This window comes from Modestobacter excelsi (assembly GCF_005930495.1).
GTDB lineage: Bacteria > Actinomycetota > Actinomycetes > Mycobacteriales > Geodermatophilaceae > Modestobacter > Modestobacter excelsi.
Genome location: NZ_SJEX01000112.1, coordinates 1 through 14,590, shown reverse-complemented (window position 1 = coordinate 14,590; position 14,590 = coordinate 1). Strand labels below are relative to the sequence as shown.

Sequence of the window (14,590 nt, the reverse complement as noted above, 5' to 3'; positions counted from 1 at the left end):
GACCCGCCCCGCGCCTTCAGCGGGTCGTGGCCCCAGTTCATCAACGAGTACCGCCACTTCGACGTCTCGACGTCCTCGTGCTGCGGTTCCTGCGCGAGGTGCCGCTGCACGTAGCCGTGCACCTTCCGCATGTGCGCCAGGTCGTCGTCGGTGAGGTCGGCCTTCCTGGTGTGCAGCAGCTCGACGATGCGCCGGCCGGACTCGTGCCCGGTCGACTCGTCGGACCCGTCGCTCTTCTGCCCGACCGCCTGGGACTCCTCGGTGCCCAGCCACTCCTCCAGCTCCCCGGCGGTCATGTTGACCGACTCGCCGAACTCGCGGCGGGTCGTGTCGGCATCCGTGTCGGCCATGGGTCCTCCCGGGTGTCAGTGGTCTCCCGCTGCGGTACCGCAGCTCCATGGCCAGGAAACGGACGGACGTGGAGAGGTCGGCCCGCGACCGCGGCGAGGAGCCCCAGGAGGTGCTGGACCGCAACGTCGGCGAGCTGCTGCAGGAGACCCGGGTCGCCACCGCCGGGGTCCAGTTCCTGTTCGCCTTCCTGCTCACGCTGCCGTTCACCCAGCGGTTCGGCGAGCTGACCGACTTCCAGCGGGACCTCTACCCGCTGACCCTGCTCAGCACGACCTGCGCGGCCATCGTGCTGATCGCGCCGGTGTCCTTCCACCGCGTGCTGTTCCGCCAGCACGAGAAGGAGGCCGTGGTCGCCTTCGCCGACCGCGCGCTGCTGGTCGGCCTCGTGCTGCTGCTGGTCGGGATCGCCAGCGCGGTGCTGCTCGTCCTGGACGTCGTCCTCGGCCGCGGTTGGGCGGTCGCTGCGTGCACGCTGGTCGCGGTGCTGGGCCTCGGTCTGTGGTTCGTCCTGCCGGCGGCGCGCCGGGCCCGCTGAGTCGTCCTCCTAGGCTCGGCGTCCGTGACCACCTCCGGGAGCACCTCGTGTCCGTGACCGTCGTCGGGAGCCTCAACGAGGACGTCGTGGTGACCGTCGACCGGCTGCCCGGCCGGGGCGAGACGGTCATCGGCTCGTCGGTCGCCGTGCTGCCCGGCGGCAAGGGCGCCAACCAGGCCGCCGCCGCGGGCCGGCTCGGCACCGGCGTGCACATGGTCGGCCGGGTGGGCGACGACCCGGCCGCCGGCCGTCAGCTGGCCGCGCTCGCCGAGGCGCGGGTCAACGTGGGCCGGGTGCAGCGCACCGCCGGCGTGCCGACCGGGACGGCGACGATCCCGGTGGAGGCCGTCGGCGGGGAGAACCTGATCGTCGTCGTGCCGGGCGCCAACGCCGAGCTCACCCCGGCCGACGTCGACGTGGAGTCGGTGCACCGCGCCGGGGTGCTGCTGCTGCAGCTGGAGACCCCGCTGGACACCGTCCGGGCCGCCGCGGCGGCGACCCGGGGCACCGTCGTCCTCAACCCGGCGCCGGCGCAGCCGCTGCCGGCCGAGCTGCTCGCGCAGGTCGACGTCCTGGTGCCCAACGAGCACGAGCTGCGCCGGCTGGCCGGGGCGGCGGACGGCGACGCGTCGCCGGGCGCGCTGGCGGAGCTGGCCCGGGAGCTGGCCGCGCGGTCGGTCGTGGTGACGCTGGGCGAGCGGGGCGCGCTCGTCGTCCCGGCCGACGGGCCGGTGCTGCTCCAGGCTCCGCCGCCGGTCGAGCCGGTGGACACCACGGGTGCCGGCGACTGCTTCTGCGGCGCGCTCAGCAGCGCCCTGGACCGCGGTGAGCCGCTGGCCGACGCCGTCCGCTACGCGGTGACCGCGGCGGCCCTGTCGACCACCGGCGCCGGCGCCCGTGGCGCCCTCCCGGACGACGACGGGGTCCAGGCGCTGCTCCGCCGCACCCCGGAGCCCACCCGGGTCGGCTGAGGGTTGGGCCCCGCCGGGCGCGGGCACGGGACCGGCATGACCGAGAGCACCCCGCACACCGACGAGCCCGCAGAAGGCGCCGTGACCCCCGGCGAGGAGGGGACCGGCCGCACGCCGCACACCGAGGAGCCAGCCGAGGGGGCGGAGGAGAAGGCCGCCGAGGGCGTCGACCCGGCGAACCGGGTCACCGGCGCCTGACCGTCAGCCCGCCGGGCCGGACGGGCACCTCGAGCCCCTACCGCGCCGGTTCCGGCGTCGCGGTGAGCTGCGCGTCCGGGACCCGGGAGCCCCAGCCGGTGCGCCGGCGCCGGGCCGAGACCACCCGGCAGACCAGGTAGATCGCGAAGCTGATCGTGGTCACGAAGGGGCTGATCGGGATGGAGCCGCCGAGCGCCAGCAGGATCCCGCCGACCGCCGAGACGACCGCGAACAGCGTGCTGAGCAGCGGCGCGAGCACCGGGGACGCCGTCACCCGGAACGCGGCGGCCGCGGGCGTGACCAGCAGCGAGAGCACCAGCAGCGCCCCGACCACCTGCACGGCCAGCGACACCGCGAGCCCGAGCAGCAGGGTGAAGACGACCGACAGCACCCCGGCCGGCAGGCCGCGGGCGGCGGCGACCTCGGGGTCGACGCTGACGAACATCAGCGGCCGCCAGACCACCGCCAGGCCGGCCAGCACCACGATCGACACCCCGACCAGCCAGCCCAGCCGCACCGTGTCGACCGCGACGATCTGGCCGGTGAGCAGGCCGAACTTGTTCGCCGCCCGGCCCTCGTAGAGGGACAGGAAGAGCACGCCCAGGCCGAGGCCGAAGGGCATCAGCACGCCGATGACCGAGTTGCGGTCCCGGGCGCGGACGCCGAGCCCGCCGATGAGGGCGGCGGCCAGCACCGACCCGAGCACCGAGCCCAGCGCGACGCTCCCGCCGAGCAGCAACGCCGCGGCCGCGCCGGCGAAGGAGAGCTCGCTGATCCCGTGCACGGCGAACTGCATGTCGCGGACCTGGACGAACACCCCGACCAGGCCGCCCACCACGCCGAGCAGGGCCGCCGCGACGAGCGAGTTGTGCACCAGCCCGAGCAGCGCGCCGTAGTCGGAGAAGTCGAAGAGCCGGTCCATCAGCCGGCACCTGCGGCGGGCCGCGCCTCCGGGGTGAGCTCGTGGTGGGTGCAGCCACCGGGCTCGTCCGGCGTCCCGACGACCACCACGCGGCCGCGCACGTTCAGCACGTCCACCGGGGTGCGGTACAGCTCGCTGAGCGTCTCGGAGGTGAGCACCTCGGCGGGCGGGCCGATCCGGTGGCCGCCGGCGGCGATGTAGAGCACCCGGTCGACCAGGTCGAGGACCGGGTTGATCTCGTGGGTGACGAAGACGACGGCGGTGCCGTGCTCGTGACGGCGCCGGTCGATCATGTCCGCGACCGCCCGCTGGTGCCGGAGGTCCAGCGAGAGCAGCGGCTCGTCGCAGAGCAGCAGCGACGGGTCGGTGGCCAGCGCCTGGGCGATCCGGACCCGCTGCTGCTCGCCGCCGGAGAGCAGGCCGAGCGGGGCGTCGGCGTAGCCGGTGGCACCGACTGCCGCCAGGGCGTCGTCGATCCGCCGGCGCTGCTCGGCGGTCCGCCGGCGCAGGCCCCAGCGGTGCCCGTCCATGCCCAGCGCGACGAGGTCACGGGCGCGCAGCGGGGTGGCGGCGTCCATCGACTTCTGCTGCGGCACGTAGCCGACCCGGTCGCTGCCGCGCCCCGGCGCCTGCCCGTCGATCAGCAGCTCGCCGTCGGACAACGGCTGCTGGCCGAGCACGGCCTTGAGCAGGGTGGACTTGCCGGCGCCGTTGGGGCCCAGCACCGCCAGGAACTCCCCGGGCTGCAGCTCCAGGTCCAGCCCGCTCCACAGCACCCGGTCGCCGAAGCGGATGCCGGCGCCGCGGAGGCTGAGGGCGGAGGTCGTCACCGGACCGAGGATCTCACGCGGAGAGGGCGGCGACGACCGCGTCGAGGTTGCCGCCCATCCAGGACAGGTAGTCCTCGCCGTCGGGCAGCGTCTCGGTCACCGGGACGACAGCGGTACCCGCGGCCCGGGCGGCGTCCAGCACCTGCTCGGTCTCCGGTCCGCTGGTCTGGGAGTTGTAGACCAGCGCCTGCACCTGCCCGGTGGTGAACAGGTCGAGGGTGTCCTGCAGGGTGGCGGGTGAGACGTCGCTGCCCTCCTCGACCGCCTCGGAGAACTCCGCCGGGGTCCGGTCCTGCGCGCCCAGGGCATCGAGCAGGTACCCGGGCACCGGCTCGGTGACCGCCACCCCGGCACCCTCGGTGGCGGCGCGGGCCTGCTCCTCCCGGGCGACCAGACCGGCGATCCCGTCCTGCAGCGCGGTGGCGTTCGCCGCGTAGACGTCGGCGCCGTCCGGGTCGACCTCGCCGAGGGCGTCGGCGATCCGTCCGGCGAGCTCGGACATGGCCGGCAGGTCGTACCAGACGTGCTCGTTGAACCCCTCGGCGCCGGTGTCCAGGCCGGCGACCTCGACCGCGGTCAGCAGGGTGGGGTCGGCGCCGGTGGCCGACAGCAGGGTGGCCATGAAGTCGTCGTAGCCCCCGCCGTTGTCGATCACCAGGTCGGCCTCGGAGACGGCGAGCTGGGTGCGGACGCTGGCCTCGTAGGAGTGCGGGTCGGCTGACGGGTCGTCGATCACCGAGGTCACCTGGACCCGGCCGCCGCCGATCGTCCGGGCCAGGTCGCCGTAGACGTTCGTGGAGGCGACGACCTGCACCCCGTCGTCGGCCGCGGCCTCGTCGGAGCCGCACCCGGCGACGGCGGCGAGCGCGACCGCGGACACCAGCAGCGCGGGGCTGCGCATCGGACCTCCCGAGTTCATGGGAATGAGAATGATTGTCAGTAGCGTAACCCGTCCCCCGGTCGGCTGACGAGACACCCCGCAGAGCTGACCCGGGGTGACCGGCGTCGGGCACCTGCTCGGTCACCCACCCGATGGGGTGGTCCTGGGGGCTCGACGTCCCCACTGTCCGTCACGGAGGGCAGGCTGGTGCCATGCAGGAGAGCAGCCGCGAGCACCCCGTGGACGACGAGACCGCGCGCACCGAGCACGTCGACGGGCGGTCCCCGCAGGCGCCCGTGGTGCGGGTGCTGGCGAACCCGCGCCGGATCCGCCGGGCCTGACCGGACCCACCCGTCCCGGGGCCCCCGGCCGGCGTCCCGCGGGACGTCACAGGGGCACCAGCAACACCCACCGTCCCGGCATCCACCCTGCGTAACGGCCTGACGGCGCGACCCGGCGTGCCGTGGACCGCTCCGTCACGGTGTGCTGCACCATCGGGCTCGTGACTGCCGCAGCCCTCCCCCTGCACACGACCGTGGACGGCTCCGTGCCGGCCCGTCGCTCCCGCGCGGAACGGCAGGAGATCGTCCTGGACACCGCCGAGCGGCTCTTCTCGGCGCGCAGCTCGCGCAGCGTCGGCATGGACGAGCTGGTCCGCGAGACCGGCCTGGGCAAGATGACCGTCTACCGGCTCTTCAAGAGCAAGGACGACCTGGTCGGCGCCTACCTCGCCCGCAAGGCGGCCACGGTCCTCGGGTTCATCGACGCCGACCTGCACCGCCTGCAGGGCGACCCGCGGGCAGCCCTGCTCTCCGTCGTGGACGCCGTGGAGAGGGACGTCACCCGCACCGGCTTCCGCGGCTGCCCCTTCACCAACGTGAGCAGTGAGTACGACGACCCTCAGCACCCGGCCCGCAGCGCGGCCGCCGACTACAAGTACGAGCTGCACATGCGGCTGCTGACGCTGGCCGGCCGGCTGGTGCCCGGCCACGGCGAGGACCTCGCTGCCCAGATCCACCTGATCATCGACGGCATGTACCTCTCCGGCGGGCTCCTGGGGCCCGACGGCCCGGCCTCGCACGGCCGCCGGCTCGCCGAGAAGCTCATCGACACGGCGATCGCCTCCCGCTGACGCTGCGGGCGGGCGCCGCCCGCCCCAGGATGGTGCGGTGAGCGACCGTTCCCGTCCTGACCTCGACGACGACACCGTCGCCGCCCTCGGCAAGCTGTCGGAGTCCCTCGAGACCGTCGAGCAGGCCCGCGGCCTGCTGTACGGCTTCCACCAGCTGACCGGCAAGGCCGACCTGCTGCTCCAGGACGCCGTCGCCCGGTTCCGCGACGCCGGCCACACCGAGCTCGCCGACGACCTGGAGCGGGACCTCGTCGGCCGCAACGTCATCGCCGACCGGTGGACCTTCCAGGTCGTCGAGGACTTCGACGCGAGCTACTGGTCGGAGTTCCGGGCCGCCGACCAGCGCGCCCGCGACGAGCTCTGCGACGGCGACCGGCACGTGCTCGAGGCCCGGATGAAGCAGCGCGAGCGCACCTCCGGCCACCCGCGGCACGAGGCCGGACCGGCCCTCGAGGACTGAGCTCGCCGGTTCCCGCCCCAGGTCGCAGACTCGGCAGATGACATCTCCGGAGGACCCGCAGCACGACCGGGAGGTCGCCCCGCTGGGCGGCGCCGTCTCCGAGCCCGACGGGGACGACAACGCCGACGGCATGGCCGGCCCGGTCTACCCGCCGCCCGAGACCGAGCCCGACGCGCAGTAGGCCGGCCGTCCCCGAGGCGCCCGGTGCCGTTTCCCCGGCCCGCTGGCGGGCATGGCCCGTGCAGACCACCCGGTCCCAGGAGGAGCAGCCATGACCGACCCCGGCGGCAGCGGCCGCATCCAGCAGGACGTGCCGACCTCCTCGGGCACGGGTGACGACAGCAGCACCGGGAGCGACAGCTTCGACGACGTCCCCCTCACCGCCGACGAGGCGATCGCGCGGGACGACGCCACCGACGACCAGCCGGCCCGGACCCCGACCAGGCCGCAGATCGCCGACGACCCGTCCTGACCACCCCGTCCGAGGAGCAGCCATGACCGAGAGCGACCGCACCGGCTACCACGAGTCCCCGGACACCGCCGACTCCGACGAGAACCTGATCGACGGGCAGACCGGGGACAACGCCGGCGACGGCGGCGAGCAGGACACCGTGCTGCTCACCGACGACGAGGCCCAGCGCGAGGACTCGGTGGCCCGCCCGGGCAACGCCGTCGGCTGACCGCGGGGCTCCGGGCGAGGAGGCCCGCTCGCCCGGCGGGGCACTAGGGTCCTGCCGGTGACCTGGCGGCGGGGCGTCTTCGCGCTGTTCGCCGTCGCAGCCGGCACCAACGTCCCGACGCCGCTGCTGCTGGTCTACCAGGAGCGGCTGGACCTCTCCCCGCAGGTGCTCACCGCGCTGTTCGGCAGCTATGCCGCCGGGCTGGTGCCGGCCCTGTTCGTCGCCGGGCCGCTGTCGGACCGGCTGGGACGCCGTCGCGTCGCCGTCCCCGGGATCCTGCTGTCGGCGGTCGCGTCGCTGGCCTTCGCCGCGGCCGGCGAGTCCCTCGGCCTGCTGTTCGGGGCCCGGTTCCTGCAGGGGGTGGTCAGCGGGGTCGTGTTCAGCGTGGCCAGCGCGTGGATCGGCGAGCTGTCGCTGGCGTCGGGGGACGGCGCCGGTGGGCGCCGGGCGGCGTTCGCCATGACCGCGGGCTTCTCGCTGGGGCCGCTGGTGAGCGGGCTGCTCGGCCAGTACGCCCCGGCCCCGACCGTCCTGCCGTACCTGGTGCACACCGTGCTCGCCACCGCCGGCCTGGTCCTCGCCCTGCGGCTGCCCGAGACCGTCGCCCGGCGCCCGGCGCCCGCGTCGCCCGGGCTCCCCGTGGCGTCGCCGGTACCGCTGGTCCGGCAGGGTGACGGGCTGACCGTGCTCACCGTGCTCGCCCCGGTGGCCGTCTGCGTCTACGCCTTCCCGACCGCCGTCATCTCGGCAGTGCCCCTGCTGGTCGAGCTGCCTGCGGCCGGTGTGGCCGTCACCGGGGTGCTCGCCGGGGTCACCCTCGGCGCGGGCACCCTGGTCGCCGGCCTGCAGCGCCGGCTCGGCCCGTGGACCGCCGTCGTCGGGGTCGTGCTGGGCACGGTCGGGTTCGCCGCCGCCACGGCCTTCACCGCCACCGCCGCCCTCCCCTGGCTCGTCGTCGCCTCGCCCCTGCTCGGGGCCGGGAGCGGGCTGTGCCTGGCCGCCGGCCTGACGCTCACCGCCCGGCTCGCCGCCCCGGTCCGGCTGGGCGCGCTGACCTCGCTGTTCCTGGCCTTCGCCTACGTCGGGTTCGCCGCGCCCTTCGTCATCGCCACGGCGGCCGAGGCCACCCGGCCGACCCTGCCGTTGACGGTGGCGGCGGTCCTCAGCGGGCTCCTCGCCCTCCGCCTGCTGCCGGCGGTCCGGCGCCGCCAGCTGTAGCGACGCCGGACGTACGACGGCGCCCCCTCCCGCACGGGGAGGAGGCGCCGTACGGCCCCGTCGCAGGGGCCCGGCCCGAGCGGAGCGAGGGCTGGGGGGCGACGGGGTCCTTGCTCAGCCGGCGATCGCCGCCGCGAACTGGCCCTCGAAGGCGTCCTGGACGACCTTGGCGCCGCCGGGCACGTCAGCCGGCTGGAGGACGAAGCTCTCCAGGCTCGGGGACTTGCCCGGCTCGAAGCCGCGGATCGGCACGACGACGCCACCGGTGTCGACCTTGGTCAGGCCGTTGAAGGCGTCGAGCACACCCTGCCGGGTCAGGTCACCGCTCTCGCAGGCGGAGTCCAGGACCTGCTTCATGATCTCGCTCATGCCCACGCCGACCAGGACGCCCAGGCTGGGCGTGGCGTCCGGGTAGGCGGCCTGGTACTGCTGCAGCAGGTCCTGGTGCTGGTCGAAGGCCGACACGGGGGAGGCCACGTACAGGTCCTTTTTGATCTTGTTCGCCGCCGGGCCCTGCAGCAGCCCGGGCGCGAAGACCGGGTTGCTGCCCAGGATCGGCACGTCCAGGCCCTGCGCCTCCATCGCGGCGGCGGCCGACGCCAGCTGCCCGGGCGCCACGGTGAGGGCGACCATGTTGACCCCGGCGGCCTTGAACTGGGTGATCTGCGAGCTCATGTCCTGGTCGGTGGACTTGATCTGCGCCTCGACCACCTTGAGGTTCTTCTCCTTGGCCACCGCCTGGGTGCCGGCCAGGCCGTTCGCGCCGTACTCACCCTCGAAGTAGATGTGGCCGACGGTGTCGCCCTCCTTGAGCAGGCCCTTCTGGAACATGAAGTCGTAGCCGTTGGCGATCTCGACGGCGTACGTCGCACCGACGACCCCGGTCCCGGGGATCTCGGTCAGCGTCTGGGCCCAGGCCGACGGGAAGTTGACCATCTTGTCGGACTCGTACTCCGGCGCGAGCGCGGTGTTGATCGGCGACCCGATCGTCTGCTGCATCGCGAGGATGCTGTCCTTCATGCCGCTGTAGAGCTGGACCCCGGTCTGCGGGACGTAGTTGGTGTCCTGGACGTCGAGCGTGACGTCGTAGGTGTCGCAGACCTTGTTGTCCTTCCAGTACATCGTGTTGGCGTTGGTGATGTCCTTGCCCAGCGCCGCGAAGACGCCGGTCAGGTCGGTGAGCACGCCGAGGTTGATGGTGGTGCCCTCGACGCCGATGTCGGTCTGCACGTCGGCAGCCGCTCCGCCGCCCGAGGACGACCCGCCGCTGTCCTGGGCCTTGTTGCTGCAGCCGCCGGCTGCGGCGACCACCGCCACGGCGGCCAGTGCCGACGCCGCGCGCTTCATCGTGCGCTGCTTCATGTGGTGCTCCCTTGTGCTGGTCGATCGGACGGGGCTGAGGTGGTGGACGGGTCGGTCGGGGCAGCGGCGGGCGAGCCGGCCCGGCCACCGCTGGGGTCACGGCCTCGGCGGCGGAAGCGCGCTGCCAGGCCGGCGAGGCCACCGGGCTCGAAGAGGATCACCAGGACGATCGCCGCGCCGTAGAGGAAGCGGGCCATCTCCCCGGCCGCCAGGCCGCCCTCGCCCGGGCTGCTGACGAAGGGGATGACGTCGGCGTACTTCTGGAAGACCAGCGGGAGCGCGCTGACGAACGTGGCCCCCAGGACCGCCCCGATCACCGAGCCGAGGCCGCCCAGCACGATCATCGCCAGGTACTGGATGGACACCTCGAGCCCGAAGGACTCCGGGGCCACGCTGCCGATGGACAGCGCGTACATGACCCCGGACAGCCCCGCGTACATCGAGCTGACCAGGAAGACCCGACCCTTGTAGCGCTGCACGTTCACGCCCATCACCGACGCCGCCACCTCGCTGTCGCGCAGCGTCTGCAGCGCCCGACCGGGGCGGCTGCGCAGCAGGTTCCGGGCGAACAGGAACGCCCCGAGAGCGAGCACCAGGCCCAGGTACCAGAGCCGCTCTGCCTCCCGGAACGGCACACCGGCGATGAACAGCAGCGGGTTGTCGTTGGCGAAGTGGAACCCGAAGAGGGAGAACTCAGGGGCCGCGCGGCCGTTGAAGCCACCGGTCACCGACGTCCACGTGTTGAGCACGTGCTGGCCGATGAAGACCAGACCGAGCGAGGCGACACCGAGGTAGATGCCCCGCAGCCGGGCCGCGATCGGGCTGAAGATCAGGCCGGCCAGGCCGGCGAGCAGCACGCCCACGACCATGCCGACCAGCGGCGGCAGGCCCAGGCCGCTCAGCTGGGCCACGCCCAGCCCCCCGGACTCCCCGGACACGAAGACGTAGCTGATCGCACCCACGGCGAGGAAGAAGGCGTGCGCCAGCGACAGCTGGCCGGTGGTGCCGACCAGCAGGTTCAGCCCGATCGCCCCGACGATCGCCCCGAACACCGCGAAACCGGTGCGCAGCCAGAACTCGTCGACGTAGAAGGGGGCCAGCAGCAGCACCAGCAGCAGGGCAGCCCCCAGGGCCGGCCCCAGCAGGGACCGCCGAGGGCGGGATGCGGCCTGCCCGCCCGTGCGCCGGGTGCGGGTCGCGCCGTGCGCGGTCACGGTCGTCTCAGACACGGGTCAGCTCCTTGGTGCCGAACAGACCGGATGGCCGGACGAGCAGCACGGCGATCATCACCACGTAGGGAACGACGTCGCCGAAGCCGCGGCCGAGGAACAGCAGCTGGTCCTGGTACCCGGCGGCGAAGGACTCGGAGAGGCCGATCAGCAGCCCGCCGACGAGCGCCCCGCCGGTGGAGTCGAGCCCGCCGAGGATCGCCGCAGGGAACGCCCGCAGTGCCACCGTGTACGCGGCCGCGCTGACCCCCGGGGTGGGAGCACCCACCAGGAACAGTGCGGCGACCGCGGCGAGCGCCCCGGCGACGATCCACGCCAGCGCGGAGACCCGGCCCAGCCGGATGCCCATCAGCGCCGCCGTCTCGCCGTCCTCCGCGGACGCGCGCATCGCCACGCCCCAGCTGGAGTACTTGAAGGCCAGGAAGAACGCGATGATCAGCACCGCCGCGACGAGGGTGGCGATCAACCGGTTCTGGCTGATGCCGACCTCGCCGATCCGGAACGACTTGCCACCCCACGGGTGCGGGACGTTGAGGATGTCCGAGCCGATCCGCCGGATCAGCTCGGTCAGCAGGATGATGTCGACGCCGATGGTCACGATCGCCAGGCTGATCACCGGCTTGCCCCGCAGCCGGTTGATGATCAGCCGCTCGATCAGGAACGCGGCCAGCGCGGTGATCACGATGCCGACCAGCACGGCGGGGAAGAACCCCAGGGGGTCCGACAGCCGGGCGATCGAGTACGCGCCGAGCAGCAGCAACGAGCCCTGGGTGAAGCTGACCACCTCGCTGGCCTTGAAGATGATCACGAAGCCCAGGGCGATGAGCGCGTAGAGCGCGCCCAGCGAGATGCCGTTGAGCAGCAGCGACAGGAACTGGGTCACGGGCGCGTCCCGGTGGTCTCGGAGGGGTGTCCGCCGCCGTCGGCGGCACTGGTCGGGCCGGTCTCGTCACCGGAGCCGAGGTAGGCGCGGATCACCTCGGGGTCGGCCTGGACCTCGGCCGGCGTGCCGTCGGCGATGCGCCGCCCGAAGTCCAGGACGGTGACCCGGTCGGCGAGGGCCATGACCATCCCCATGTCGTGCTCGACCAGGACCACCGAGATGCCCAGGGCCGAGCGGATCTCCCGGATCGCCTGGGCCATCCGGGTCGTCTCCTCGGCGTTCATCCCGGCGACCGGTTCGTCGAGCAGCAGCAGCCGGGGCTCGGTGCACAGCGCCCGGGCGACTTCGACCCGCTTCTGGTCGCCGTAGGACAGCACGCCCACCGGGGTGTGCAGCTTGTCCCCGAGCTCGAGGAACTCGGCGATCTCGGCGACGCGTTCGCCGTGCCGCTTTCCCTCCCGGGTGGCCCGCGGCAGCCGCAGGCCTGCGGCCAAGAACCCCGCTCTGGTGAGGTGGTGCCGGCCCAGCATCAGGTTCTCGGCCACCGACTGCGCCCCCGACAGCGCGATGTTCTGGAAGGCCCGAGCGACCCCGATGTCCGCGATCTTGAACGGGCGCATCTGGTCGAGCCGGTGGTCGCCGAAGCGCACCTGCCCCTCGGCGGCCTGGTAGACCCCGGACAGGACGTTGAACATCGTCGACTTGCCGGCGCCGTTGGGGCCGATGACGGCGTGGATGCTGCCCGGCGCGACGGTGAAGGAGACGTCGGACAGCGCCTTGATCGCGCCGAACCGGACGCTGACGTGCTCGATCTCCACCGGCGGGATGTCGCTGCGGGTCTCCCGCTCCCCGGCCGCGGTCACGCGGTCCACCGGGACAGCGTCTTGCCCGTGTCACGACGGATGGCGGCGGCGGCCGGTTCGTCGCTGTCGTGCCCGAGGTAGAGCCGCTGCACCTCGTCGGTGCGGGCCAGTTCCGCGGCCGACCCGGACAGCGACACCTCGCCGACGTCCAGCACGTAGGCCAGGTCGGCGACGCCGAGGGCCATGGTCGCGTTCTGCTCGACCAGCAGCACCGAGGTGCCCTGCTGGTTGATCTCGGCGATGACCTCGCCGATCTGTCCGATGATGCGCGGCGCCAGCCCCAGCGACGGCTCGTCGAGCAGCAGCAGCTTCGGGCTGGCCATCAGCGCGCGGCCGATCGCCAGCATCTGCTGCTCGCCACCGGACAGCAGCAGCCCGCGCTGGCCGGCGCGCTCCTTGAGCACCGGGAACATCTCGTAGACCCGGTCGCGGGCCCGGGCCTTGGCGGCCTTGTCGCGGTTGCCCATGCCGCCGGCGCGGAGGTTCTCCTCGACGGTGAGCCGGCCGAAGATGCGCCGCCCCTCGGGCACCTGCACCAGGCCCATCCGGACCGTCTGGGCGGCGTCGCGGCCGCCCAGGGCGATGTCGCCGTAGCGGACCGACCCCGAGTCGATCCGCCCGCGGTGCAGCCGCAGCGTGCCGGACAGGGTGCGCAGCAGGGTGCTCTTGCCGGCACCGTTGCTGCCCAGGACGGCGACGACCTTGCCGTCGGGGATCTCCAGGGACACCCCGCGGAGGGCCTGCACGGCACCGCCGTAGGTCACGTGCAGCGCGTCGACGCTCAGCACGGGCAGCTCCTCTCTGGATCGGCCGTCCGCCGGCGGGGACGGACGGTGGGGGCAGCGCTCACCGGAGCCGCCGAGGCGTGCGCAGTCAACGTCATGAGGTGACGCACGTCACGACCTGGGCGAGGACTGAGACAGGACCGTGACCGCAGCACCCCGTGGCGCGGCCACACGCACAGCTCGGCGTGCGCGGGGCGGAGCAGGTGCCACCCCGGGCTGCGGAGCTGCGGACATGTGGTCTCCTCATCAAGGCCGACGTCAAAACGGGCTCCGCAGACGCTAAGGGCGCGCTGAGCGGGCCACCATGTGCGCACGTGCGGGGATTGTGAGCGGGGTCATGTGGTCGGACGCCATAATCTCGTTCCGGACGCCGCGGCTCACGCCGGGCCACCCGCATGTGAGGCTCGCCCACGGCGCTCGGCCGGGGTGTGTGCGCGTCGCCCATGGGCGCCGGGTCGCGGCCGTCCTAACCTGCCGCCATGGCCTCCTCTGAGCCCCTGACCGGACGACGCGCGATGGTGACCGGCGGTGCGTCCGGGATCGGGCGGGCGTGCGCGGTCCGGCTGGCCGCGGCGGGCGCGGCCGTCGTCGTGGTGGACCGCGACGCGGCCGCGGCGCAGACGGTGGCCGAGCAGGTGGGCGGCACCGCCGTCGCGGTCGACCTGACCGACCTGGACGCGATCGACCGCCTGGACCTCGACGTCGACGTGCTGGTCAACAACGCCGGACTCCAGCACGTCGCGCCGCTGCACGAGTTCCCGGTCGACCGGTTCAGCTCCATCCTGCGGCTGATGCTCGAGGCCCCGTTCCGGTTGGTCCGGGGCGCCCTGCCGGGGATGTACGAGCGCGGCTGGGGCCGGGTGGTCAACGTGAGCTCGGTGCACGGCCTGCGCGCCTCGCCGTACAAGGTCGCCTACGTCACCGCCAAGCACGGCCTCGAGGGCCTGTCCAAGGTCATCGCGCTGGAGGGCGCGGAGCACGGTGTCACCTCCAACTGCGTCAACCCCGCCTACGTCCGGACGCCGCTGGTGGAGGGCCAGATCGCCGACCAGGCCCGGGCCCACGGGCTGACCGAGGACGAGGTGGTCGAGCAGGTGATGCTGGCGCCGGCCGCGCTCAAGCGGCTGATCGAACCCGAGGAGGTCGCCGACGCCGTCGCCTGGCTCTGCTCCCCCGCCGCGACCTCGGTGACCGGGAGCTCGCTGGTGATGGACGGCGGGTGGACCGCCCACTGACCGTCCGACCGGCGAGAATGCCGGCCGTGACGACGTCGTCGGAGTCCCCGCCGGCC

General features: G+C 73.6%; 20 protein-coding genes. 11 read left to right on the top strand and 9 right to left on the bottom strand.

All coding sequences use genetic code 11. The features are described from left to right. On the bottom strand, positions 1 to 350 hold a 350-nt coding region (locus FHL80_RS23590), incomplete at its 3' end, for a DUF3140 domain-containing protein (protein ID WP_138735764.1). A gap of 47 nt (positions 351 to 397) precedes the next feature. On the opposite strand from FHL80_RS23590, the gene FHL80_RS23585 reads away from it, so the two are divergent. The 3 genes from FHL80_RS23585 to FHL80_RS25855 are packed head-to-tail and all read left to right on the top strand — an operon-like array spanning position 398 to position 2,055. Further along, positions 398 to 886: a DUF6328 family protein gene (locus FHL80_RS23585; RefSeq protein WP_138735763.1), complete on the top strand. Its 489-nt coding sequence runs from the start codon at positions 398 to 400 to the stop codon at positions 884 to 886. Between the two features lie 47 nt (positions 887 to 933). Continuing rightward, a complete protein-coding gene (locus FHL80_RS23580) occupies positions 934 to 1,857 on the top strand; it encodes a ribokinase (protein WP_138735762.1) in 924 nt (307 codons plus the stop codon). Between the two features lie 36 nt (positions 1,858 to 1,893). Beyond that, entirely contained in the window at positions 1,894 to 2,055 is a 162-nt protein-coding gene (locus tag FHL80_RS25855) for a hypothetical protein (protein ID WP_216870997.1), read from the top strand. Positions 2,056 to 2,092: 37 nt separating this feature from the next. Here the strand turns inward: FHL80_RS25855 and FHL80_RS23575 are convergent, their stop codons facing one another. Genes FHL80_RS23575 through FHL80_RS23565 form a run of 3 tightly spaced genes read right to left on the bottom strand, consistent with a single transcriptional unit; the run spans position 2,093 to position 4,708 of the window. After that, positions 2,093 to 2,977 (bottom strand): metal ABC transporter permease, encoded by an 885-nt coding sequence (locus FHL80_RS23575; protein ID WP_138735761.1) that lies wholly within the window; start codon positions 2,975 to 2,977, stop codon positions 2,093 to 2,095. Further along, positions 2,977 to 3,807, bottom strand: a complete 831-nt coding sequence (locus FHL80_RS23570) for a metal ABC transporter ATP-binding protein (protein WP_138735760.1) — start codon at positions 3,805 to 3,807, stop codon at positions 2,977 to 2,979. The genes FHL80_RS23575 and FHL80_RS23570 overlap by 1 nt, the downstream gene beginning before the upstream one ends. 13 nt (positions 3,808 to 3,820) lie before the next feature. Beyond that, on the bottom strand, positions 3,821 to 4,708 hold the full coding sequence (locus FHL80_RS23565) for a metal ABC transporter solute-binding protein, Zn/Mn family (protein ID WP_216870996.1): 888 nt from the start codon (positions 4,706 to 4,708) through the stop codon (positions 3,821 to 3,823). 191 nt (positions 4,709 to 4,899) lie between these two features. On the opposite strand from FHL80_RS23565, the gene FHL80_RS26860 reads away from it, so the two are divergent. The 7 genes from FHL80_RS26860 (at position 4,900) to FHL80_RS23540 (ending at position 8,177) form a co-directional block, all read left to right on the top strand. Next, positions 4,900 to 5,028 carry a hypothetical protein gene (locus tag FHL80_RS26860; RefSeq protein ID WP_281283568.1) on the top strand — a complete coding sequence of 43 codons (129 nt, stop codon included), beginning with the start codon at positions 4,900 to 4,902 and terminating at the stop codon, positions 5,026 to 5,028. Positions 5,029 to 5,189: 161 nt separating this feature from the next. After that, on the top strand, positions 5,190 to 5,819 hold the full coding sequence (locus FHL80_RS23560; protein WP_246078915.1) for a TetR/AcrR family transcriptional regulator: 630 nt from the start codon (positions 5,190 to 5,192) through the stop codon (positions 5,817 to 5,819). 37 nt (positions 5,820 to 5,856) lie between these two features. Beyond that, entirely contained in the window at positions 5,857 to 6,279 is a 423-nt protein-coding gene (locus FHL80_RS23555; RefSeq protein ID WP_138735758.1) for a hypothetical protein, read from the top strand. Positions 6,280 to 6,316: 37 nt separating this feature from the next. Then, positions 6,317 to 6,460, top strand: coding sequence for a hypothetical protein (locus tag FHL80_RS25850; RefSeq protein ID WP_216870995.1), 144 nt, complete (start codon positions 6,317 to 6,319; stop codon positions 6,458 to 6,460). A gap of 90 nt (positions 6,461 to 6,550) precedes the next feature. After that, complete coding sequence (locus FHL80_RS23550) at positions 6,551 to 6,751, top strand: hypothetical protein (protein ID WP_138735757.1); 201 nt, start codon at positions 6,551 to 6,553, stop codon at positions 6,749 to 6,751. Between the two features lie 22 nt (positions 6,752 to 6,773). Next, positions 6,774 to 6,959, top strand: a complete 186-nt coding sequence (locus FHL80_RS23545) for a hypothetical protein (RefSeq protein WP_138735756.1) — start codon at positions 6,774 to 6,776, stop codon at positions 6,957 to 6,959. Positions 6,960 to 7,016: 57 nt separating this feature from the next. Next, positions 7,017 to 8,177: an MFS transporter gene (locus FHL80_RS23540; protein ID WP_138735755.1), complete on the top strand. Its 1,161-nt coding sequence runs from the start codon at positions 7,017 to 7,019 to the stop codon at positions 8,175 to 8,177. A gap of 114 nt (positions 8,178 to 8,291) precedes the next feature. Here FHL80_RS23540 and FHL80_RS23535 read toward each other — a convergent pair whose 3' ends face one another. The 5 genes from FHL80_RS23535 to FHL80_RS23515 are packed head-to-tail and all read right to left on the bottom strand — an operon-like array spanning position 8,292 to position 13,302. Further along, positions 8,292 to 9,539, bottom strand: a complete 1,248-nt coding sequence (locus FHL80_RS23535; protein WP_246078914.1) for an ABC transporter substrate-binding protein — start codon at positions 9,537 to 9,539, stop codon at positions 8,292 to 8,294. Then, positions 9,536 to 10,768, bottom strand: a complete 1,233-nt coding sequence (locus FHL80_RS23530) for a branched-chain amino acid ABC transporter permease (RefSeq protein WP_138735754.1) — start codon at positions 10,766 to 10,768, stop codon at positions 9,536 to 9,538. Before FHL80_RS23530 ends, FHL80_RS23535 begins: the two co-directional genes overlap by 4 nt. Then, positions 10,761 to 11,651: a branched-chain amino acid ABC transporter permease gene (locus tag FHL80_RS23525; RefSeq protein WP_138735753.1), complete on the bottom strand. Its 891-nt coding sequence runs from the start codon at positions 11,649 to 11,651 to the stop codon at positions 10,761 to 10,763. The genes FHL80_RS23530 and FHL80_RS23525 overlap by 8 nt, the downstream gene beginning before the upstream one ends. Next, positions 11,648 to 12,523, bottom strand: coding sequence for an ABC transporter ATP-binding protein (locus FHL80_RS23520; RefSeq protein WP_246078913.1), 876 nt, complete (start codon positions 12,521 to 12,523; stop codon positions 11,648 to 11,650). Before FHL80_RS23520 ends, FHL80_RS23525 begins: the two co-directional genes overlap by 4 nt. Then, positions 12,511 to 13,302 carry an ABC transporter ATP-binding protein gene (locus FHL80_RS23515; RefSeq protein WP_138735752.1) on the bottom strand — a complete coding sequence of 264 codons (792 nt, stop codon included), beginning with the start codon at positions 13,300 to 13,302 and terminating at the stop codon, positions 12,511 to 12,513. Before FHL80_RS23515 ends, FHL80_RS23520 begins: the two co-directional genes overlap by 13 nt. A gap of 476 nt (positions 13,303 to 13,778) precedes the next feature. On the opposite strand from FHL80_RS23515, the gene FHL80_RS23510 reads away from it, so the two are divergent. Continuing rightward, the gene (locus tag FHL80_RS23510) at positions 13,779 to 14,534 is read left to right on the top strand and encodes a 3-hydroxybutyrate dehydrogenase (protein ID WP_138735751.1); all 756 of its coding nucleotides are present in this window, start codon (positions 13,779 to 13,781) and stop codon (positions 14,532 to 14,534) included. Positions 14,535 to 14,590: the final 56 nt, after the last annotated feature.